The sequence below is a fragment of the Flavobacterium sp. NRK F7 genome (genome assembly GCF_024054195.1).
GTDB lineage: Bacteria > Bacteroidota > Bacteroidia > Flavobacteriales > Flavobacteriaceae > Flavobacterium.
Genome location: NZ_JAMXLB010000001.1, coordinates 1,225,617 through 1,248,158 on the forward strand (window position 1 = coordinate 1,225,617; position 22,542 = coordinate 1,248,158).

The following is a 22,542-nucleotide window of genomic DNA, read 5'->3' on the forward strand; positions in this document are numbered from 1 at the left end:
ATGAAATAGGGATTTCAGGATATGAAATAAATTATTTATTCTTTCTTTTTCTTACCACCTAAGAAACCGCCAATCACATTTTTAACACCTTCTTTAATTTCTTCTTTAGGAGTTTGTGTGGTTGTTTTCGTTGTGTCAGTAGAAGTGGTGTTGTCTTTAGTGCCATTAAATAAATTGGTTAAAGCACTAGTGCCTTCATTAACCAATTTCTCTTTTTGCAGTTTTACTATTTGAGTAGCCAAATTAGTAGTGGCTTGTTTTAAGTCGGTTTTAATATTTGGATTGGTAAAATTACCTGTTAAATTAGCGGTTATTGGAACTCTTTCCAGTTTTTGTTGGTCTGCTGGCGTTAATTTACTCAATAGATTGGTTACTTCAGTTCCTAAATATTTAGCAGGCACATCAAATTGAACGTCATAATTCATGGTTTGATCAAAGCCATGCGTTCCACCCACAGTTATGTTAATATCTTGATAGGTTAAATCAATTGGTTTTACAGCTACTTTTCCATCTTTAAAAGATAAAGCAGCTTTAATATCATTCAAATTTAATTTGCTTACATCTAAGAATTTTACATTCGAACTTAAAGCTGTCAATAAAGTCGAATTTTTCTCATTTACAGTAGTTGATAACAATTGCCCCACTAAATCACCAGTAAGAGTTTTTAAATTGGGTGTCATATCATCTGTTAAATCTCCCGATAATTTAATGGTTGAATTTAATTTACCGTTAATCACATTGGCAATAGGAGCAATGCTTTTCAGCATTTCCACTTGAGTGAATGATTCTGCAATATTAACCGCATTTAAACCTAAATCCATATTGAAAATGGGTTTGGCTCCTTTGGTAGAAACCATTCCGTTTAACCCAATGCTTCCGCCAAATACATCCATTTTTAGATTGCTTAATGAAATAGCTTCATCTTTAATGGCTAAGTTACCACTCACATTTTTCAAATCTAAATTATCATATACCACATTTGTTGCTTTACCAGAAATACTACAATCTAAGAAATCTGGAATTTTTACCGCTTCAGTTGTTGTTTTTTTACCATCATCAGATGTGGTTGTAGTTGGAGCCATAAAATCAGACACTACTAAGCGAGAAGAATTCATATCAAAGCTTCCTTTTAAAACTTGTTTTTTAAATAAGAAGCCATATAAATTGTCTAAACCACCAGTAATTTGAAGGTCAGATGAACCTGTTTTAGCGTCAAACTCATTCAAACGAATTTGATTGGGATTAAAGGCCAAAGACGTACTTTTAATTTCAAAAGGTTTTGCCATTTCTGGACCTTCATATTTGAATCCAGTTAAAGAAAGCGTCCCTGCGTTTTGAATGTTTTGGTACTGACTTGTTTCTACCGATTTCATATCAAATTTAGTCGTTACATCTGCTTTTAAAATCCCAGTTAGTGGTTTGTCTAACTGTACTGGATAGGCTTTGGTAACATTCGCTAAATTAATAGTTCCTTTTAAAGCGGCATCTACTAAAGGATTTTCCGCTACATTTTTAATCGTTGCTTTTGCATTAAAGACATCTTGATCAATCGAGAAGGATAGTTGGTCTAAATTTACATAAGTATCATTCATTAAACCCGTTTCATTCACGATGTGTGTATCTATAATAATATTACGAACTGCTTTTGGTAAATCAGGATATTGGAAAGAAGCATTATTAGATGCCAATTCAATATTGAATTTAGGAATCGTAGTTTCGGTTAATTTACCGTCTACTTTACCACTTACTTTAAATTCTCCTGTTGTTTTTACCTGATTGATATTTCCTGCATAGGCTTCTGGAACAAGTCCTAAGAAGTTTTTAAAATCGGAAGTTGGCGTTTTAAATGTTAGGTTGTACAATTGTCCGTCTTCTAACATTTGGATAAACCCATTGAATTCTAAAGGCAATTGATTGATTAAAGCCTTGTTGTCTTTAAATTCATATTTGCTATTATCTAAATCGATACCTAAAACCGCATCTAGCGATAACGTAACATTTTTCATGAAGTTCGTACTATCCATTTCAAAGGATACTTTGGTAGTCGTTTTCGTTTCCAAATCTAATTTTTGTTGGGCAAAGTTTCCTTTACCAGTATGGTTCAAACTATCCAAAACCATTTTCATATTTGCGCCCTCATCTAAGAAGGTAAAACGTAAATTGTTAATAGCATATTCCTGAATGTTTAAAGCAAAAGGTTTGCTTTCACTAGTACTAGTATCTTCTTCTTGGTCCTTTAGGGCAATATCAAAGTTACCTAAACCGTCTTTATTAAAAATTACATTTACTACGGCATTGGAACTACTAAAACCTTGTAAGTTCATTGGCTCGTCATCTCCTTTGAATAATTCTTTAATGCTCATTTTTAAATTGACATCACCCGCATAAAAAAGCGTATCTCCTTCAAATGGTGCTTTGTTGATAATGCTTAATTTATCAATGTTAACAGTAGCATTTGGAAAATTTCGGAACAAACTCAAATCTACATCTTCAAATGCTACGGTAGCATCTACACTTTCATTAATTGATTTTAAGACCAAAGCTTTAATCTTATCTTTAAAAAGAAAAGGAGCAGCTGCTAAAGCAATAATAACTACGAGAAGAAATATACCTACAATTTTAAGTACTTTCTTGAATGTGAACTTTTTAGCCATAGTAATTGTTTTTGAAGATTTATAGGTTAGATATACAAATGTACTACCAAATTAAAAAATATTGTATTAAGATTCCGATAAATTTTTATATAATTTTGATTAATCGATGCTTAACTCTTCATTCATTTTCAACTGAAATCTTTTTCTAAAAAAGTAAACCGCCAAATACATAAAAGGAGTGTCTAACAGGGCAACTCCCACTTTAAAAAGGAAACCACTAACAAACAAGGGTAGAAATAAATCCCAAGTAAGAATTTTAAAGCTGCATAATAACAATAAGACCGAAAACGTATCGACCGCTTGCGAGGTAATGGTTGAAAAATTATTACGCACCCACAATTTTTTACCTTTCGTAAGTTTTTTCCAAAAGTGATATACCTGAATGTCGATATATTGCGCAAATAAATAAGCCAGCATAGAAGCAATAACGGCTAAAGCTGTTTGTCCAAATACTTGGGTAAACAAAGCATCCGTAACCGGAGAATTATCTATAGCAGGAACAGCATTTGAAATATAAATTATTCCTAAAGAAAAAACCGAAGCAAAAATCCCTGTGGTAACCACTTGGTTCGCTTTCTTTTTGCCATAGATTTCCGAAATAATATCGGTAATTAAAAAGGTAATAGGATAGGGAATAATACCTACCGAAATCTGGAATAATTTGGCTCCAAAAATTTCCACATCTCCAAATGGATACCAGTAAAAAAACTTTTGAAAAATTAAATTAGAAACCACTAAAGAACAAATAAATAAACTCGCAAGAATTAAATAGATGCGTTGTGCTAAAAGTTTGTCTGGTATGCTCATGGAGTAAAATTAAGAATACAAGTTTACAAAAAAAAGCTATTTCTCTCTTTGGAAAGAAATAGCTTTTTAAACTAGTTTTATAAGAAAAACTTATTTTATCTTCAATTCAAAAGGCATCATGGCTTGAACTCCTTTCAATTGGTTGGCTCTTTTAATTTGTTCTAATAATTGGAAATTCTCTTCCCCAATTTGTTCTTTTAATAAAGCCTCTCTCGATTGGAACATGGAAATCCCTGTAAAATTAGCAATCAAATCTTCCAATTTTTTATCATATTCTGGGTAGTTTTCAATGCGGTAATCTTCAATCTTAGCCACTTTAGCTGCATATTTTAAAGCGTCATCTAAACCACCTAATTCATCTACTAGACCATTTTTTAAAGCGTCTGTACCCGTCCAAACACGTCCTTGTGCAATAGCATCTACTTGTTCGGTAGTCATTTTTCTGCCTGTAGCCACTCTGGTTAAGAAAGTGGTATAAATATTTTCAATGCTTTCTAGTGTAAACGCTTTAAAGTCTTCACTAACCGGTTCAAATAAACTATAACCCGCTGCGTTGTCATGCGTTGCTACTTGTTCTGCATTAATACCAATGTTTTTTCCTAATTCGTTCATGTTAGGTAACATTCCAAAAACACCAATCGAACCGGTAATTGTACTAGGTTCTGCAAAAATGCGATCTGCGTTACATGAAATATAATACCCACCAGAAGCGGCTACATTCCCCATAGAAACGATCACAGGTTTATCCTTCTTCGTAATTTCAATTTCTCTCCAAATCAATTCAGAAGTTAAAGCACTTCCTCCTGGGCTATCCACACGCAATACAATGGCTTTTACATCTTCGTCTTCTCTAGCCGCTTTTAAAGCTCTTTTTACAGCACCTTCGCCAATAATGTTTACATCGCCTTCACCACCTTGAATTTCACCTTGTGCATACACAACCGCAATTACATCTTTTACCGAATAATCCACAGCAGATGTCGCTACTTTTTTAGCATAATCTAAGATGGCAACGGTTTTGTAATCTTCATCCTCTTTTACCTTTAACTGTTTTTTAATCGCATTGTGGTATTCATCCTCATACGCAATTTTATCAATCATGTGTTTCGATAAGGCTAATTCTGGAGTACGCGCTCCTAAAGAATTGGCAATACTGTTCAAACTGTCTACCGAGATGTTTCTGCTTTTTGAAATATCAGTCACTACCGTGTTCCAAACCCCATTCAATAATACCGAAATTTGCTCTCTGTTTTCTGGGCTCATTTCTTGTGCTAAGAAAGGCTCAACGGCACTTTTGTATTTTCCATGACGAATAACTTCCATTTTAATACCCGTTTTCTCCTGTAATTCTTTTAAGTATAAGATTTCAGAAGACAACCCTTTAAATTCTAACTCTCCAATAGGATTCAAATACAACGAATCGGCAACCGAATTCAAATAATAATCCCGTTGTGAAATATAGTTGGAATACGCAACAACAAATTTCCCCGATTTTTTAAAGTCTTCTAATTTATCGCGCAACGCTTTACTTTGCGCCATCCCTAATTGTGATTCGTTATTTAAAATAGAAATCCCTTTAATTTGGTCGTCTGCTTTGGCTGCGTCTATGGCATTAATCACATCGATCAAACCATCATGTTTGGTTTCAAAATAATTGAATTCTTTAAAGTTTACTTTTCCACCATAGTCGAGTGTTACTTTAGACAAGTCTAATTCAATAACCGAATTATCTTTCACCTTAACGGTGTCTTTGTCTCCACCCATGATAGCTCCTAAAAATAGAAGTCCAAAAAAGAACACCATACAGAACACAAAAATTCCAATTACGGTGGCAAATACATTTCCTAAAAATTTCATTTTCTATTCATTTAATTTTATCTGCCTTATATGTCTGCTAAAATGTTAAAATGTTACATGTTCATAAAAAAATAGAAAATAGAAATTATAAGTCTAAAATTGTTTGTTATTTTGCCTCCGATGAAAAAGCAACATCAAATACTAGTTTCTATAGGGAGTAATGTGGGCAATCGGTTGGAGAACCTTACACAAGCCATTCATTTGGTACACGAGCAAGTGGCCAGTGTGGTAAAAGTATCTCCACTATATGAAACTCCTGCTTGGGGCTTTGAGAGTGCTGCTTTTTATAACGGAGTGGTAGTCTTGCATTCTTATAAAAGTCCGCAAAAGATTTTAGCGCAATTGCTTAAAATTGAAAAGCAAATGGGTCGCGTGCGTACGCAAGACCAAGGCTATCAAGCTCGAATAATTGACCTAGACATTATTAGTTACGACGAAGAACAACTTACTACTGAAACCTTACAAATTCCCCATCCGCAACTGCAACATCGCAATTTTGTGCTATTACCTTTAAAAGAGGTAGTGCCTAATTGGGTACATCCTGTTCTTAAAAAATCGGTTGCTGAATTGCTGGCTACCACTAGCGATACGAGTGTGTGTGCCAAAGTACATCAGCTGGTTTCTCCGGTAGAAAGCTTGGGCTTGCAGCAATACAATTATATTGCGATTGAAGGGAACATTGGGGCAGGAAAAACCACTTTGGCGACTAAAATTGCGGAAGATTGCAATGCGAAATTGGTGCTGGAACGCTTTGCCGACAATCCGTTTTTGCCTAAATTTTATAAAGATCAAAACCGCTATGCGTTTCCTTTGGAAATGTCTTTTTTAGCCGACAGGTACCAACAACTCACCGATGATTTGGCGCAATTTGATTTGTTTAAAGATTTTATCGTAGCCGATTATCATATTTTTAAATCGTTAATTTTTGCTAAGGTTACCTTGCAAGAAGACGAGTTTCGCTTGTATAAAACCATGTTTGACATTATCCATCGCGAAACGGCTAAACCCGATTTGTATATTTACTTGTACCAAAATACCGAACGCCTGTTAGCCAATATTAAAAAACGCGGGAGAAGTTACGAACAAGAAATTCCGGCAGAATACTTAGAGAAAATCAACCGTGGGTATTTGGATTATATCAAAACGCAAACCGACTTAAACGTGCTGGTAATTGATGTTTCCGATTTGGATTTTGTAAAACGCCAAGAGGATTATGTGTTTTTATTGGCACGTATTAAAGAGAAGTTGGGGTAATTTCAGTTTTCAGTCTCAGTTTTCAGTTTCCCTTTATCATTTAGTAGATTTTTAGCTACGAACTAGTACTTTCTTAAAATAGTTGGCTTTATAATAGCGATACAAATGGTCGTAAATAATTAGTTCATATTCGCGTTGGCGTGAGGTGAATTGGCGGTTGAGGATTTTGTGAGTAATTTTAAAATCTAATAAAATAAAAAGGGTTGACTTATTTTAGTCAACCCTTTTCTTACCTATAAAAGTTAACTATAAGTTAGCTTTATGATTAGTAATAGTAGTAATAAAAGCATCTACTTCTAGTAGCTCTTTATTAATACGTTCCAAATCAAGTTCTTTTTCCAGTAATGCTACGGCGCCATAACTTTCTTTACGGTTTTCCAGTAAGAATTTTTTGTACTCTAACTTTACTTTCTTTTTGATCTCCTCGTCTTTTGTTTGACCATCAGGTAAAACGCTAATTACTGTTTCAACAGCAGAAATTTCAGCTAAAACACCTTGTAAAATAGCTTCTACCTCTAATGAAGTACTAGCATACTTATTTGTTAAACGTTCTTCTGAAATTTTTTTAAAAGTTAATTCAGCTTTCTCTTTTTCCGCCCAAGAGATTAGCACGTCGCAGTCTGTAACCTGAGTTACATTGTTGATTGAGTAATTCATGTTTTTAAAAAATTAAATGTTATATTACATAATCATCAAACGAAATGCCAATAAATAAGGTAAAAATTAATTTATAAAAAAATTAACCATTTGTAAGAATTTGCTTAAAAATGAGTTAAAATTTAAGAAAAAATTAAGATTTTTTATTGAATGAAATTTAATATTAATTATTTATAAATCTTTATACTAAATTTTGCAATTTATATTTTATAATTTCTTCTTCTTTCTTTAAGGTTTCTAATTTAATTTCGTACTCCATTTGCACTAAATCCCCTTTTTTTTCTAAATTAATTTTTGCTCCATTGTTCATTATTTCAAATAGTAAATCATCTGCATTGTTATTTAATTCTATGGGATTAGATTCAAAATAAAGCATTACTTTCAATCGATTGACACTTATATCATATTTCTTTTTTATATCATTTAATTTATTATTTGTTACTAATTGATTATGTTTATTCATAACAAGTAAGTCTTCTAATACTTTTTTCTTTTCATTTTTCTTTTCATTTAAAAAAGGAAATTGTTTTTTCCAAAAAGTTTCAGGTTGTTGAACAAAAGTTAGTATTTCTGCTAATTTTAATTTGGCAGATGTAGGTAAATTACGTTTACCACTTTCATACATAGACCAATGACTTCTTGATATTTCTAATATTAGAGCAACCTCTTCTTGTTTCATCCCTAATAATTCTGTAATTTTTAAATTTTCTTTTTTCATGTTTAATATGTTTGTACATTTATAATTGTTTGTTTTTTTTAAAATTTCTTTATATGATTTTTTGCAATAAATAAGCCAATTATTTTAATATGATTGGAAAATATTTCCTGTCTAAACTTCTGTGGCTTTTTTATTCAAAATTGCATTTTGCAACAAAAACCGTGACATTTTTAATTATATTTTAAGTATGCAACAAAAACCGTGACATTTTTTTTAAAATTTAAAGAAAAGCACAATATTTTTTATAATGGTTTTTGAATACATAAAACCATATGAAATTCTATTATTGTTTTTTATCTTTGAAAAACAGGTTGAAATACTTACACAAATATTGTTGAAATAGTTTAATTTTGGTTGGTTTGAATATCCTTGAATATTATATAAATGAATAAATCTCAAATAGAAAAAAACCTAGATGAATTAGTAAAATCAATAGATAAAGAAAATTTTATTTATGATTTATTAATGGCCTATGGTATATCAAAAACATCGGTTACCAGATTAAAAAAAGGTGATTTTAACTTATCTAAAGTTGAAGGAGAAGTTCTTTACAAAAAGAAAGTCCTTTTTAAAGAAGTAGCTAATGATAAACTTCTTACTACAATTGACGATTTAACAAAGAGTGAAGAAGATTTAAAACATAACCCACGCTTTGTAATTGTTACAGACTATAAAACATTATTAGCAAAAGATATTAGAACTGGGGTAACTTTAGATACTCCAATCAAAGATCTAAATAAAAGATACGATTTCTTTTTACCTTGGGCTGGACAAGAAAAATACCAATCAAAAAATGAAAATCATGCAGACCGAAAAGCATCTTATGAAATGGCTAAGCTGTATGATATTTTGGTTCATGAAAACCCAAACATTTATGATGATGGTGGCCACAATCTAAATATTTTTTTATCAAGACTTTTATTTTGCTTCTTTGCTGAAGACACGAACATTTTTCCGAATGAGGGGATGTTTACCGAAGCAATAGCACAACACACTAAGCCAGACGGTAGTGATACTCATTTATTTTTAGACAGACTTTTTAGAATATTAAATACTGAAGATAATAGCAATGAACCTGACTATCTAATAGCTTTTCCATATGTTAATGGAGGACTTTTTAGAGATGACATCCACTCTCCTATATTTTCAAGTAAGGCTAGAAAAATAATTTTAGAATGCGGTGATTTAGACTGGAGTGAAATTAACCCTGATATTTTCGGGTCCATGATTCAGGCTGTTGTAAATGATGACTATCGCAGTGGTTTAGGGATGCACTATACTTCAGTTCCCAATATTATGAAGGTAATTGAACCTTTATTTTTAAATGAACTTAGAGAAGAGTTTGAAAGAAGTAAAGGCAATGTAAACAAATTAAGAAAATTAATTTATAGAATATCAAAAATTAAAATCTTTGACCCTGCTTGTGGTAGCGGTAATTTTCTGATTATTGCTTATAAGGAATTAAGACGTTTAGAAATAGAAATTATTAAAGAAATAAATACTCCAGATAACGCAATAATCTTCGATGGTAGCCAGTCTAAAATACATTTTACTAAAAACGGACATCAAATAGTTTCAAATGCTCCACAAGCAAAAATGAATTTTGCAGGTAGACAAACTGAAATATGGTTTACTGAAATAAAACTCTCACAGTTTTATGGTATCGAGTTAGATGACTTTGCTCATGAAATGGCAATACTATCTTTATGGTTGGCTGAACACCAGATGAATAAAATCTTTGTAGATGAATTACATGATTATGGTAGAGCAAAACCTATTTTACCCTTAAAAGAAGCAGGAAATATTACCGAGGGAAATGCAACCCGTTTAGATTGGAAAACAGTTTGTCCAATTGATTTAGATGATGAGGTTTATATTTTGGGGAACCCTCCTTATTTAGGTGCAAGACTTCAAGATGAGGAACAGAAAAAAGATATGAGTATTGTTTTTAATAAAATTAATGGATATAACAATATGGATTATATTGCCTGCTGGTTTTACTTAGGAGCTAAATATATTCAAGATTTTAATGCAAAATGTGCTTTAGTATCAACAAATTCAATATGCCAAGGAGAGCAAGTTGCCTTAATATGGCCAAATATTCTCAATGATGAAATTGAAATTGACTTTGCACACCAATCATTTAAGTGGACCAACAATGCAAAGGGAAATGCTGGTGTTACAGTAATTATCGTTGGATTAAGAAATAAATCATCAAAGCAAAAGTATTTATATATTGATAATATTAAAAAGAATGTTTTAAATATAAATTCATATTTGGTTGAGGGAAATTCCACATTTGTTTTACAAAGAAGTAAGCCTCTTTCTCAAATTCCAGAAATGTGCTTTGGAAGTATGCCTAATGATGGTGGACACTTATCAATTACAATTGATGAATTTAAAAATTTAGATGATGACTATAAAAAATTTGTCAGACCTATTTTAGGTGGTCAAGAATTTATAAAAGGAATAGAATCTTATTGTTTATGGATAGATAATGAGTCAGTCGAAGAGGCTTCAAAAAATAGATTTATACTTGAAAAAATCAAGAATGTAAAAGTTTATAGAGAAAATAGCCCCCGTCAAGCAACAAATGTATTATCTAATTATCCCCACCAATTTGGAGAAGATAGACATAAAGAGACAGAAAGTATAATTGTTCCAGCAACTTCTTCTGAAAAGAGAAATTATATTCCAATTGGTTTTCTCGAAAAAGGAATAATAATCAAAAATTCTGCTCAAGCAATCTACAATGCACAACCGTGGGTTTTCGGTTTGGTAACTTCAAAAATGCATATGATTTGGGTTAAAAACATCGGTGGAAAATTAAAAACTGATTATAGATATTCAGCTAAATTATGCTATAACACATTTCCATTTCCTGAAATTTCAGCAAAACAAAAAGAAACTATCAACTTACATGTATTTGGGGTTCTAGATGAAAGAGCAAAGCATCCTAGTAAAACTCTAGCACAACTTTATGACCCAGAGAAAATGCCAATGGGATTAAAAGAGGCTCATCAAGAATTAGATTTAGCTATTGAGCGATGTTATCGTTTAAAACCTTTTGATAGTGACACAGAGCGTTTAGAATACTTATTCAAAATGTATGAGGAAATGACCCAAAAAAATAATTTATTTCAAAAAGAAAAGAAAACTAAAAAAGCTAAGTAAATATGCCAGATATAGTACACGTAACATACAACCAAACAGGAAAAAGTAAAAGCACTAATGAATATGGTATGCGTGAAATGCAAGCAAGAGCTTTTGAGGCACGTTCAGCACAATATTTATTAATTAAAGCACCACCTGCTTCTGGTAAATCAAGAGCTTTAATGTTCATTGGTCTAGATAAGTTAGTAAACCAAGGGTTAAAAAAAGTTATTGTTGCAGTTCCTGAAAGAAGTATTGGTAGTTCTTTCAATAAAACAGATTTAAAAACGTATGGTTTCTTTGAAAATTGGAATCCAAATCCAAAATACAATTTATGTACTGCAAGTGGTGAAAAAAGCAAGGTAACTGCATTCTTAAATTTTTTAGAAAGTGATGAACAAATTTTAATTTGTACACATGCAACTTTACGTTTTGCCTTTGAAGCTGTTGAAGAGAAAGCTTTTAATAATGTGGTTTTAGCTATTGATGAATTCCACCACGTATCTGCCGATGGTGATAATAGATTAGGAGAAGTATTAAGGTCAGTTATGCAAAAATCGACTGCTCATGTAGTAGCAATGACGGGTTCTTATTTTAGAGGTGATAGTGTTCCTGTTTTATTGCCTGAAGTTGAGGCTCAGTTTATAAAAGTTACCTATAATTACTATGAGCAATTAAATGGCTATGAATATTTAAAATCATTGGGAATTGGCTATCATTTCTATCAAGGAAAATATACTTCTGCAATTGATGAAATATTAGATGAAAAGAAGAAAACTATTATTCACATACCTAGTGTGAATTCAGGTGAATCTACAAAAGACAAATATGAAGAAGTAAGCAGAATTATTGATAGTTTAGGAGAATTAGATTATCAAGACCCTGAAACAGGTGTAATGTATGTAATCAGCCATAAAACTGGTAATACACTAAAAGTTGCTGATTTGGTGCATGATACTCAAAAAGAAAGAGATAAAATTCAAGCTTATTTAAGAGAGGTTAAAAGCCCAGATGATATTGATATTATTATTGCTTTAGGAATGGCAAAAGAAGGCTTCGATTGGCCTTATTGTGAACATGCTTTAACTGTTGGTTATAGAGGTTCGTTAACAGAAATTATTCAAATTATAGGTAGAGCAACAAGAGACAGTAGCAATAAAACACATGCACAGTTTACAAATCTTATTGCTCAACCCGATGCTGAAGATGGAGAAGTAAAACTATCTGTAAATAATATGTTGAAGGCTATTACTGCATCGTTGTTAATGGAACAAGTTTTAGCACCTAATTTCAAATTTAAACCAAAATTTCCAGAGGAAGGTGATGAATCGGAAGATGATGAGAATACAATTAGAATTAATGGATTCAAAGTACCATCTTCTGCAAGAGTACAAAACATTATTGAATCAGATATTAATGATTTAAAAGCTACGATTCTTCAAGATGACACTATGATAAAAGCTTTACCTGGGAATGTTGACCCAGAAGTCATTAATAAGGTATTAATTCCCAAAATCATTAGAGAAACATATCCTGATTTAACTGATGATGAAGTTGAAGAAGTACGTCAACATGTTGTGGTCGATTCAGTAATTAAAAATGGAACTATTGAGACGCAAGGTGATAAACGTTTTATCCGTATGGCTGATAGTTTTGTAAATATAGACGATATACATATTGATTTAATAGACCAGATTAATCCATTTCAAAAGGCTTTTGAAATCTTATCTAAGTCAGTAACAGCATCTGTATTTAGAGCCATTCAAGAAACCATTGAAGCCACTCGAATTGAAGTAACCGAGGATGAAGCAATAGAAAAATGGCCTACTATAAAAGAATGGATTAAAAGAACTGGTACGCAACCAAGAATAGATGCTTTAGACCCAAAAGAAAAAAGGATGGCTGAAATCATTATCTATTTAAAAGAACAAAAGCGTAAAGCAATGATAAATGAGTAAGAAAAAAACATTAGAAGATATTTTTAACGATGATGATTTAGGTATTTTAGACACTAAGGCTAAAGTATCTAATGTAAAATCAGAGGATGAACGATTAATAGATTCGTTCCAAGAAATCAATGCTTTTTTTGAAAAAAATAAAAGAGAACCTAAACCTGATGTGTTTATAGTTAATGAAAGAAGTTTAGGTGTTCGATTAAAAGGTTTTAGAAATAACTCAAAAGATATTGAAATTCTAAAACCTTATGATATTCACAATCTACTGGGAGAAGTTACTGTTGAAATTAATTCAGTAAATGATATTTTAAATGATGACATTTTAGGAATATTAGATACTGATGAAACATTAGAAATTTTTAAAATTAAAAATATTCCAACTTCAGATGAAAGAGCAGAAACTGATTTTGTTGCTAGACGAAAAAAAATGAAAGACAAAGATTTTGCTCCATATGAATCAAAATTCAAAGAAATACATAAAGATTTAAGAGAAGGTAAAAGAAAACTTTCAGAGTTTAAAGATGTTGAACAAAATCTAGAACAAGGTAAATATTATATTTTAGATGGTATTCTTTTATTTTTAGAAAGTGACGGTGTTGAAGATAGACAAATTAAAGATAGAGTTAGAAAAGACGGTAGAACAAGGATTATTTTCGAGAATGGTACGGAAAGTAACATGTATTACCGTTCATTAGCAAAAGCTTTGTATAATAACGGTAAAATAGTTTCAGAAACCGATTTAGGATCAGAAAATGAATTGTTTAAGAATGCTAATATTGTTAAGGAAGAGGACTTAGAAACCGGCTGGATTTATATTTTAAAATCTAAATCTACAAATGCAAAAATTTCAGAAATTAAAGATTTATATAAAATTGGTTTTTCCAAAGTTGATGTTAAGGACCGTATCAAAAATGCTAATAAAGAACCAACGTATTTAATGGCTGATGTTCAAATAATATCAACTTATAAATGTTACAACCTTAATCCTCATAAATTTGAACAGTTGCTTCATAGGTTTTTTGCTGAAGTTTGCTTAAATGTAGATATTCATGATGATAAAGGTAGAAGAATAACTCCAAGAGAATGGTTTGTTGTTCCATTGCCTATAATTGATAAGGTTATAAGATTAATTTTGTCAGGAGAGGTTTTGAAATATAAATATGATAAAACTATGAAAGTTTTGTTTAAAAATGATATAAACTAAATTAAATAAAAAATGCGTTCTCAATAGAACGCATTTTTTATTTTAATTTTTAATCGGTTGTTCCAAGTTTACCTCCGGTTCTGGTGGAATACGTTTCTTTAAAAATAAGATTTGTCCTAAATGACTCGATTGGTGTTCCATAACATGGAACCAACCAAAAAAGTTATTCATTCCACTGTTTTCATGTACTTCCATCAACCAAGCATCGTCTCTTTTCTTTAATTCGGCAATGGTCCTAGCTCTTACTTCATTAAAAATATCCAAATAATATTGAGCATCATGATTGCGTAATTCATCACGACCGCCTTGGTCTAAATCTAAAGCCGTTTGCCACATTTTGCTTTCTTCTTCTGTAAAACCTCTGTTTTCAAATGTATATACTTGGTAGTATTTTTCAGCAGCAGCTAAATGCATGATTAATGAACCAATACGATTGGCTTTGTCATCATGAAGGTAGTCTAATTCATACTGACTCATATTTTTTACCTGATTTTCAACACGGTCTTTTAAGTTTTCTAACATGGCAATTAAAGTTCCAATTTGAGGAGAAACATCCTCCATAGGCTTAATTTTATAAGAGTCTTTAAAGACTATGCCTTTGCCTTCTACAAGTAATGCCAGTTTTCCTTCGGCTTTGTCAGTAGTTGAGGTAACGTCAAATTCTTTTACCTTGATACTTTTTCCTTTTGAAACGCCAAAGCTCCATCTTGGAACAGTTCCGTTTTCTACTTTCTTTTCAAAATCGCCATTGGTTATTTTTACAGGTTCTAAAACGCCCTTGTCATTTTCAATGTATAATTTAAAATCGTCAAAATAAAATTTACCATTGTATTCACATAAACCTCCAAAATTGATGGATTTAGAAGTTGCATCAAAAGTTCCTTCCACAGCATAGGTTTGCCAAGTGTCGGTGTTAATAGGTCTGTCTCCCATATTGTCAAAGAAACCATAACCGCCGTCTTTTTTGTCTACTCTTGCCCACACACCTGCCCAAGCATGTTCATCTGCAATAACTGCTTTTACAGAGGCTTCAATTTTAAATTTCTTTTCGGTTTTAGATTCTACGTTAATCGATTGTGTAAACGATGTCCATGTACTGGAAACTACTTTTGTGTCTTGTGCATGTAATGCAAATTGGATCAATAATCCAATAAGTAAGAATGTTTTTTTCATGATGTTTTAGTTTGAGGGCAAAACTAGTATTTTTCATTAATTCGCATTTTGGGTTTAGCACTTTTAATAGAAAAATTAACATTTTTATGATTTTTTTTTGAAAGAACAGCATACAAAAAAAGCGTTCTTTGTTGAGAACGCTTTTTTCATGCACAAACCGTAGTCCTTGTTTTTATGGACTAGTGTTTTTGCTGTTGCTTTTTAATGGTTTTTTTATCAATATCAAATTGATTGGTTTTCTGATCGACATTCCCAGTAGGATTCGTCGGATTAGTCTGTTCTTTGGTTGTTTTAAACTTTTTTGAATCTTTAATAATTCCCATAATATGTGTGTTTTAATGTTATAGGAAGAATATAAAAAATATAAATTCAAATTCTCTTAAAACTATCCTAAACTATTGTAAAAGAGCGTTAAAATAAAGAGTTTTTTTAGTTTTGCATCTTTTGAAACAAATCCCAAACCACAATTCCGGCACTCACCGAAATGTTTAAAGAATGCTTGGTACCCAGTTGAGGAATTTCAATAACCCCATCACTTTTATTAATTGCTTCTTGAGACACCCCTTTTACTTCGTTTCCAAAAATTAACGCATATTTTTTAGTAGCATCTACTTTAAAATCGTTCAGCATAATCGAGTTTTCGGTTTGCTCAATAGAATACACCACAACTTGTTCTTGGTGCAAGCGGTCTACCACTTCTAATACATCTTTGGCATATTCCCAAGCCACCGTTTCAGTCGCACCCAAAGCGGTTTTGTGAATTTCTTTATTGGGCGGCACGGCAGTAATACCACATAAATAAATTTTTTCTACTAAAAAGGCATCGGCCGTTCTAAATACCGAACCAATGTTATGTAAACTTCGAATGTCGTCTAATACTAAAATGAGCGGTGTTTTCTCTGCTTCTTTAAAGCCTTCTTTGTCTAATCGCTCTAGTTCTGCGTTGGCTAATTTTCTCATGAGGCAAAAATAGAGATAATGCGGCAATTTGACAATGCGTCAATACGTCAATTTGAACGCGTAAGGGAAATTAAAATTGTTCTTGTTCTTCCACTTGAAATTATTCTTGATTTTATTACCTTCGCAACGATACTAAAATTTAAAAATTGTGGCTAAGAAAGAAGCAACGAAAACCAAAGAGAAAAAGGAAACTCCTTTAATGAAGCAATACAATGAAATCAAACGCAAATATCCCGATGCTTGTTTGTTGTTTCGTGTAGGTGATTTTTACGAAACCTTTGGAGAAGATGCTGTTCGTTCGGCTGGAATTTTAGGAATTACGCTAACCAAAAGAGGTGCGGGTTCTGATAGCGAAACTGCTTTAGCGGGTTTTCCTCACCATTCTTTAAATACCTATTTGCCTAAATTAGTTAAGGCAGGACTTCGAGTAGCTATTTGTGATCAATTAGAAGATCCAAAAATGACCAAAACCATTGTGAAGAGAGGCGTTACCGAATTAGTAACACCAGGAGTAGCCATGAACGATGAGGTGCTGCAAGCGAAATCCAACAACTTTTTGGCATCGGTACACTTTGGTAAAAAGAACCTAGGAATTGCCTTTTTAGATGTTTCAACGGGTGAGTTTTTAACCGCTCAAGGGAATGAGGAATATATCGACAAACTCTTGCAAAACTTTAATCCAAGTGAAGTTTTAGTACCAAAGCACCACAAGACTCAGTTTAAAGAAATTTTTGGTGATGATTTACACTCCTTTTTTCTTGAAGATTGGGTGTACAAGGAAGATTATGCGATGGAAACTCTAACCAAGCATTTTCAAACCAATTCCCTAAAAGGCTATGGTATAGAAGAATTGCAAGAAGGTATTGTAGCCTCGGGTGCCATTTTGTATTATTTATCGGAAACCCAACATAATAAAATTCAACATATTACAAACATTCAGCGTATTGCAGAAGATGCCTACGTGTGGATGGATCGTTTTACCATTCGCAATCTCGAATTGTATCATTCAACCAATGTAAATGCAGTAACGCTTTTAGATGTAATCGACAAAACCTTGTCGCCTATGGGGTCGCGATTGTTAAAACGCTGGTTGGCTTTACCGCTTAAAGATGCTGCACGCATTCAAAGTCGCCATGAAGTAGTGGCGTATTTAAAAGAGAATACGGAAACCTTACAAAAGATTCAGTACCAAATTAAGCAAATTTCCGATTTGGAGCGTTTGATTTCTAAAGTGGCAACAGGAAAAGTTTCTCCAAGAGAAGTGGTGTATTTGAACGATTCTTTAAATGCGATTATTCCCATTAAGGAAGTCGCTTTACAAAGTAAAAACGAAGCCTTAAAAGCGATAGGCGATAGTTTGCATGCCTGCGAATTGCTGCGTGAAAAAATTCAAACGACCTTAAATCCAGAGGCACCTGTACATGTGAATAAAGGAAATGCGATTGCAACAGGAGTACATGCAGAATTAGACGAATTAAGAGCCATTTCTTCTAAAGGAAAAGGCTACTTGGAAGATTTAGAAGTGAGAGAAAGTGAGAAAACAGGAATTTCTTCTTTAAAAGTGTCGTTTAATAATGTGTTTGGTTATTATATTGAAGTACGAAATACCCATAAAGATAAAGTTCCAGCGGATTGGATTAGAAAACAAACGCTAGTAAATGCCGAGCGCTATATTACAGAGGAACTGAAAGAATACGAAAGTAAAATTTTAGGTGCAGAAGATAAAATTCAGCAACTCGAAAGTCAGTTGTTTGAACAATTGGTCAACTGGATGGCAACCTATATTAAACCTGTGCAACACAACGCCAATTTAATTGCGCAATTGGATTGTTTGAATTCGTTTACCCAATTAGCGATAGAGCATAAATATGTACAACCCGTAATCGATGATAGTTACGATTTAGAAATTAAAGAAGGAAGACACCCTGTAATTGAAAAGCAATTGCCAGTAGGAGTGCCTTATATTTCCAATGATGTTTTCTTAGATAATGTGAGCCAACAAATCATTATGATTACAGGGCCAAATATGTCGGGTAAATCGGCCATATTAAGACAAACCGCTCTGATTGTGTTGTTAGCCCAAATGGGAAGCTTTGTGCCTGCAGAAAGTGTACGTATGGGTATTGTAGATAAGATTTTTACTAGAGTAGGAGCTAGCGATAATATTTCTATGGGCGAATCGACCTTTATGGTGGAAATGAACGAAACCGCTTCAATTTTGAATAATATTTCCGATAGAAGTTTGGTCTTATTAGATGAAATTGGTAGAGGAACTTCTACTTATGACGGAATTTCGATTGCTTGGGCCATTTCTGAATATTTACACGAACATCCTAACAAACCGAAAACGCTTTTTGCTACTCATTATCATGAATTGAATGAAATGGAAGCGATTTTTGAACGCATTCAAAACTTTAATGTTTCAGTAAAAGAACTAAAAGATACGGTTTTATTTATTCGTAAATTAGTGAAAGGTGGCAGTGCACATAGTTTTGGTATTCATGTGGCGAAAATGGCAGGAATGCCACAAGTGGTGATCCAAAAAGCACAAAAATTATTAAAGAAATTAGAAAAAGACCATTCTGGTGATGCTTTAAACGGAACCAAATTAGAGAAAGAAGCCGAAATGCAATTGAGTATTTTTAACTTAGACGATCCTTTATTGGAAGAAATTAAAGAGGAAATTTTAAATATTGATATTAATACGTTAACTCCTGTTGAGGCTTTGATGAAGCTAAATGAGATAAAAAGGATGTTGACCAAAAAATAATTTAAAAATAAGGTATTCGTTACCAAATGGTTATAAAAAACTTTAATTTTTTTTACCAAAAGTACTTGCAGAATATAAAATATGTGCTATATTTGCACTCGCAATACGGAACAAGAGTGAGTGTTGCTAAAGTTCTTAAAAAGACGCAAACGCGAAAATAGCTCAGTTGGTAGAGCGCAACCTTGCCAAGGTTGAGGTCGCGGGTTCGAACCCCGTTTTTCGCTCAACACTACCAAATAAAAATATTTTTGCTCGAGTGGTGGAATTGGTAGACACGCTGGACTTAAAATCCAGTGAACAGTAATGTTCGTGCGGGTTCAAGTCCCGCCTTGAGTACAAAAAGCTTCTAACTTTGTTAGGAGCTTTTTTTGTTTAAAACGGTTTCTCTTATAAGTTTGTTAACGTAGCTTTAAAACTTTCTTTCTATCGGGGAATAGAGCGCTTACAATCATTTTCTTATCAGTAACTAAGCTTATGTTTTCTTCAAAATAAAAATTGGTTAAATTCCAAACAATCATAATCGCAGAAAAGTAATATAAATTCAAGACTAAAGCGATTCCGATGTGCATGGAAATGGTTAAAATAACCCATAATTTTCGGGTTTTTGGAATCCATACAAATATAGGATAGCACATTTCAATGAGTATGGTAGACCAGCCGATAAGTACTAGAATAAAACTATGGTCTGCCAGCCAAGCAAAATCAAAATTAAAGTCTCTGTTGGCATAAGGTAAATTTATGGCTTTCCAAATCGATTCACCATTCCACCAATTAAATCCTAATAATTTATCAAAGCCTGAGAAAAAATAAGCCATACTAAGGTGTAGTTGAAAAAGACGTTTCACAGGCATATAATTGGCGTGTTTTTTTTGTTTGGAACGGAATAGATTTCGTAATGAAAAAACAGTATCTCCAGGAAATAAAATCAAATAAAAGAGCGACATACTGGTGAAAAAATCTGCACCATAAATAAAAAAGCTACTACCCTTCATTAATAGTATTTGAATGAATAGAAGTAAGAAGGCGCTAATTCTAGAATAGCAACCAAGGATGATAGCGATTCCTAAAGTGATGTAGGTTATTTTGGTTGCCCCAATTGTAGTAGCTTCTGATATTCCAATAGTTTCTAATTGTTGTATAATAAACGGGAAAGTAAGTTGCCAATCTTGATTAAAAGTAGCCATAATATCCATAGGAATGATACTTTTGCTTGAAAAGAATTGGTCGAAATCACTAAAAATAGATATGAAGTGTAATAGTATAATTATTCCTGCTGCCACTCTGAAAAACAATAGAAATTCATCATTTTTTGGTGGAGCAAAGAAAAAATGTTCAATTTTTGAATAGATTTTGGATAGCTTTTTCATTTTGGAATTTATTTATATTCGCCTATAAGAATTAGTTGTTCTGATTTTTCTCCTTTTTTATAGCTTTTTAAATCAGGGTAATGGTATAAATATAATCGTGCGGTTATGGTCTTGGTAGCTGGATTTTCATTTTTTACAGAAACTGCAATTTGTTTCACGATAATATCTAAATATTGTTGGTATTTATTGTCTTTTAGGGTTCCTCCTTCAGCTGATATTTTGTCTAAAAACATATTGTATACCGAAGTATAGCGTGTAATGCTTTCTTTGTTTTTAAAAGCAGGCATAATTTTATTTTCAATAACTTGGCCTTTGTCATCTTTTAATTCGAATAACAAAACAAAATCGCTAGCTACATTGGGTGCAAAGAAGCTATATCCTGTATCAAAACCCGTGTAGGATAAAAAAATACTTACCGGTTTTAGTTTGATGATTTCTTCTGAAAGGGTGTATATGGCGGGTTTGTTATATTCTTTTTCAGCATAATAAAAACCATAATAGCCGTCAAATGTTCCTTTTAAGCCAACAGTGAAAACCAAGAAAAGAACGGTAAAAACGCCAATCAATTGTAGTTTCTTTTTCATTATAGTAAACTTTTAAAAAGACAAGACCAATACTAAATCAGTCTTGTCTTGTGTTTAACGGTATTGTTGAATAACCCCTTCTAAGCGAGTTTGTAATTCTTTATCTGGAGCTACATTGTTCACTCGGAATAAAACTCTAGAATATTTATTTACTCCCATAAAATCCCCACAAATATTAGCGTCATCAAGACCGTAAATGCTTAATTTTGACAGCGTATTAATGTCTTTGTCGCTCATTCTAACTGCTTTAGTTGCAATTTGATTATTGCTAATTGCAACATTGCCATTGATTAACTCGGGTTTGTATTTGTTTAAAATTTCGTCTAATTGACTTTTTAAATCACCAAATTGAGACCAGTCGATTTGTGCGGTTTCAAAGCATCCTTTATGGATAAAATTGATTCTTTGAATTCTAGATATTCGATCTAGATTTTGAATTCTTTGAATAAATTGAATTTGCTGCGTGTTTACGAGATAAGAAAGAAATGCTTTTCCTTTAATTTGATCAGCATACTCTTTGTTTAACGCTAGTAATTTTTCAATATCTCCTGAGGAGATTTCTTTTGTACTTTGGATGAGGAAATTTCCATCAACCAAATAATTTCCTGCTTCATTATACAATAATGATTTTCTTGGCTTGCATTGTGAGAGTATGAATACCCCCAAAGCAAGACATGCAATTAAGCTGATTGTTTTTAGTTTCATGTTTTTATTTTTTTAATTGCCTACTCTATTGTTGACTTTTCGGCTTACGTCAATAAAAACATAAAATTAATTCTATAATATATTGATTAAAAGGGGTTTGTACCTGAAATTGTAACGGGTATTTCCCCTTTTTTTTAGTTCAAAATAGATTTTACGAAATTGAAATGTGATGATTTTCTTGATAACTTATTTTTAATATTGTTTTGTAGTTAATTTCAAAATAGTATTTTGCGACACTGCAATTAACAAACATGAAACATGGCAACTTTTGTAATTACGAAACGATTGAATGGGGAGTATAAGTACGAATTAACCTCTCGTAAAGGAAAAACTATTTTTACCAGTAATAGTTTTGAGTTGCGCTTTGAATGTGAAGAGCATATTTTGCATTTGCAAGCGAATATTGAAAAACTAATTTTTATGCGTTTTAGATCGGGAAATGGTAAGTTCTTCTTTCGGATTATTTTAGACGATAAACAAATCGCGGTAAGCAGAAAATATTCCACGCAATTATTACTTCAAAAAGGTATAGATGAATTTGTAAAGTATGGGGTTTTGGCAGAAATTTTAGATTTTTCTTCGGATGAAGATATTTTTGCAACTTTTGAATGAATCCTTTTTTTGTAAAACTAAAGTGTAAAAATTTTACACACTTGTTTTACACAGTGTTACTTTTTTATTTTAGTAAAAAAAAACATATTTATAAGGAAAAAACTGTTTTTAA

17 protein-coding genes and 2 tRNA genes are annotated in these 22,542 nt (G+C 32.3%); 8 read left to right on the top strand and 11 right to left on the bottom strand.

The features are described 5' to 3' along the window. Positions 1-35: 35 nt before the first annotated feature. The 3 genes from NHF47_RS05190 to sppA form a co-directional block, all read right to left on the bottom strand. Positions 36-2,654 (bottom strand): AsmA family protein, encoded by a 2,619-nt coding sequence (locus NHF47_RS05190; protein ID WP_252763935.1) that lies wholly within the window; start codon positions 2,652-2,654, stop codon positions 36-38. A gap of 99 nt (positions 2,655-2,753) precedes the next feature. Next, entirely contained in the window at positions 2,754-3,461 is a 708-nt protein-coding gene (locus tag NHF47_RS05195; protein ID WP_252763936.1) for a queuosine precursor transporter, read from the bottom strand. Between the two features lie 90 nt (positions 3,462-3,551). After that, complete coding sequence (gene sppA / locus NHF47_RS05200; RefSeq protein ID WP_252763937.1) at positions 3,552-5,318, bottom strand: signal peptide peptidase SppA; 1,767 nt, start codon at positions 5,316-5,318, stop codon at positions 3,552-3,554. Between the two features lie 120 nt (positions 5,319-5,438). Here sppA and folK point away from each other — a divergent pair, with 120 nt between their 5' ends. Next, positions 5,439-6,572, top strand: coding sequence for a 2-amino-4-hydroxy-6-hydroxymethyldihydropteridine diphosphokinase (gene folK / locus NHF47_RS05205; protein ID WP_252763938.1), 1,134 nt, complete (start codon positions 5,439-5,441; stop codon positions 6,570-6,572). 246 nt (positions 6,573-6,818) lie between these two features. Here the strand turns inward: folK and NHF47_RS05210 are convergent, their stop codons facing one another. Together NHF47_RS05210 and NHF47_RS05215 are read right to left on the bottom strand one after the other, a co-directional pair. After that, positions 6,819-7,229 (bottom strand): hypothetical protein, encoded by a 411-nt coding sequence (locus NHF47_RS05210; RefSeq protein ID WP_252763939.1) that lies wholly within the window; start codon positions 7,227-7,229, stop codon positions 6,819-6,821. Between the two features lie 181 nt (positions 7,230-7,410). After that, on the bottom strand, positions 7,411-7,947 hold the full coding sequence (locus NHF47_RS05215; protein WP_252763940.1) for a helix-turn-helix domain-containing protein: 537 nt from the start codon (positions 7,945-7,947) through the stop codon (positions 7,411-7,413). 384 nt (positions 7,948-8,331) lie between these two features. Between NHF47_RS05215 and NHF47_RS05220 the strand changes: the two genes are divergently transcribed. From NHF47_RS05220 to NHF47_RS05230, 3 genes are read left to right on the top strand one after another with little or no spacing between them, the layout of a single operon-like run. Continuing rightward, positions 8,332-11,121 carry a DNA methyltransferase gene (locus tag NHF47_RS05220; RefSeq protein ID WP_252763941.1) on the top strand — a complete coding sequence of 930 codons (2,790 nt, stop codon included), beginning with the start codon at positions 8,332-8,334 and terminating at the stop codon, positions 11,119-11,121. 2 nt (positions 11,122-11,123) lie between these two features. Beyond that, complete coding sequence (locus NHF47_RS05225) at positions 11,124-13,058, top strand: DEAD/DEAH box helicase (RefSeq protein ID WP_252763942.1); 1,935 nt, start codon at positions 11,124-11,126, stop codon at positions 13,056-13,058. Then, positions 13,051-14,259, top strand: coding sequence for a GIY-YIG nuclease family protein (locus NHF47_RS05230; RefSeq protein ID WP_252763943.1), 1,209 nt, complete (start codon positions 13,051-13,053; stop codon positions 14,257-14,259). The genes NHF47_RS05225 and NHF47_RS05230 overlap by 8 nt, the downstream gene beginning before the upstream one ends. A 42-nt stretch (positions 14,260-14,301) precedes the next feature. Here NHF47_RS05230 and NHF47_RS05235 read toward each other — a convergent pair whose 3' ends face one another. From NHF47_RS05235 to NHF47_RS05245, 3 genes are all read right to left on the bottom strand, one after another. Further along, positions 14,302-15,432 (bottom strand): DinB family protein, encoded by a 1,131-nt coding sequence (locus NHF47_RS05235; RefSeq protein WP_252763944.1) that lies wholly within the window; start codon positions 15,430-15,432, stop codon positions 14,302-14,304. Positions 15,433-15,611: 179 nt separating this feature from the next. Next, the gene (locus NHF47_RS05240; RefSeq protein WP_181369148.1) at positions 15,612-15,755 is read right to left on the bottom strand and encodes a hypothetical protein; all 144 of its coding nucleotides are present in this window, start codon (positions 15,753-15,755) and stop codon (positions 15,612-15,614) included. Between the two features lie 106 nt (positions 15,756-15,861). Continuing rightward, complete coding sequence (locus NHF47_RS05245; protein ID WP_252763945.1) at positions 15,862-16,392, bottom strand: RNA methyltransferase; 531 nt, start codon at positions 16,390-16,392, stop codon at positions 15,862-15,864. 199 nt (positions 16,393-16,591) lie between these two features. Here NHF47_RS05245 and mutS point away from each other — a divergent pair, with 199 nt between their 5' ends. From mutS to NHF47_RS05260, 3 genes are all read left to right on the top strand, one after another. Next, positions 16,592-19,162: a DNA mismatch repair protein MutS gene (gene mutS, locus NHF47_RS05250; protein ID WP_252766060.1), complete on the top strand. Its 2,571-nt coding sequence runs from the start codon at positions 16,592-16,594 to the stop codon at positions 19,160-19,162. 151 nt (positions 19,163-19,313) lie between these two features. Beyond that, positions 19,314-19,386: transfer RNA gene (locus tag NHF47_RS05255), tRNA-Gly, on the top strand. A gap of 26 nt (positions 19,387-19,412) precedes the next feature. Further along, positions 19,413-19,498, top strand: a tRNA-Leu gene (locus NHF47_RS05260). Between the two features lie 62 nt (positions 19,499-19,560). Here the strand turns inward: NHF47_RS05260 and NHF47_RS05265 are convergent. Genes NHF47_RS05265 through NHF47_RS05275 form a run of 3 tightly spaced genes read right to left on the bottom strand, consistent with a single transcriptional unit; the run spans position 19,561 to position 21,818 of the window. Beyond that, entirely contained in the window at positions 19,561-20,529 is a 969-nt protein-coding gene (locus NHF47_RS05265) for an HTTM domain-containing protein (protein WP_252763946.1), read from the bottom strand. An 8-nt stretch (positions 20,530-20,537) separates the two neighbouring features. Beyond that, complete coding sequence (locus NHF47_RS05270) at positions 20,538-21,113, bottom strand: hypothetical protein (RefSeq protein WP_252763947.1); 576 nt, start codon at positions 21,111-21,113, stop codon at positions 20,538-20,540. A gap of 54 nt (positions 21,114-21,167) precedes the next feature. After that, on the bottom strand, positions 21,168-21,818 hold the full coding sequence (locus tag NHF47_RS05275; protein WP_252763948.1) for a hypothetical protein: 651 nt from the start codon (positions 21,816-21,818) through the stop codon (positions 21,168-21,170). A 258-nt stretch (positions 21,819-22,076) separates the two neighbouring features. On the opposite strand from NHF47_RS05275, the gene NHF47_RS05280 reads away from it, so the two are divergent. Then, positions 22,077-22,430, top strand: coding sequence for a DUF1508 domain-containing protein (locus NHF47_RS05280; protein ID WP_252763949.1), 354 nt, complete (start codon positions 22,077-22,079; stop codon positions 22,428-22,430). Positions 22,431-22,542: the final 112 nt, after the last annotated feature.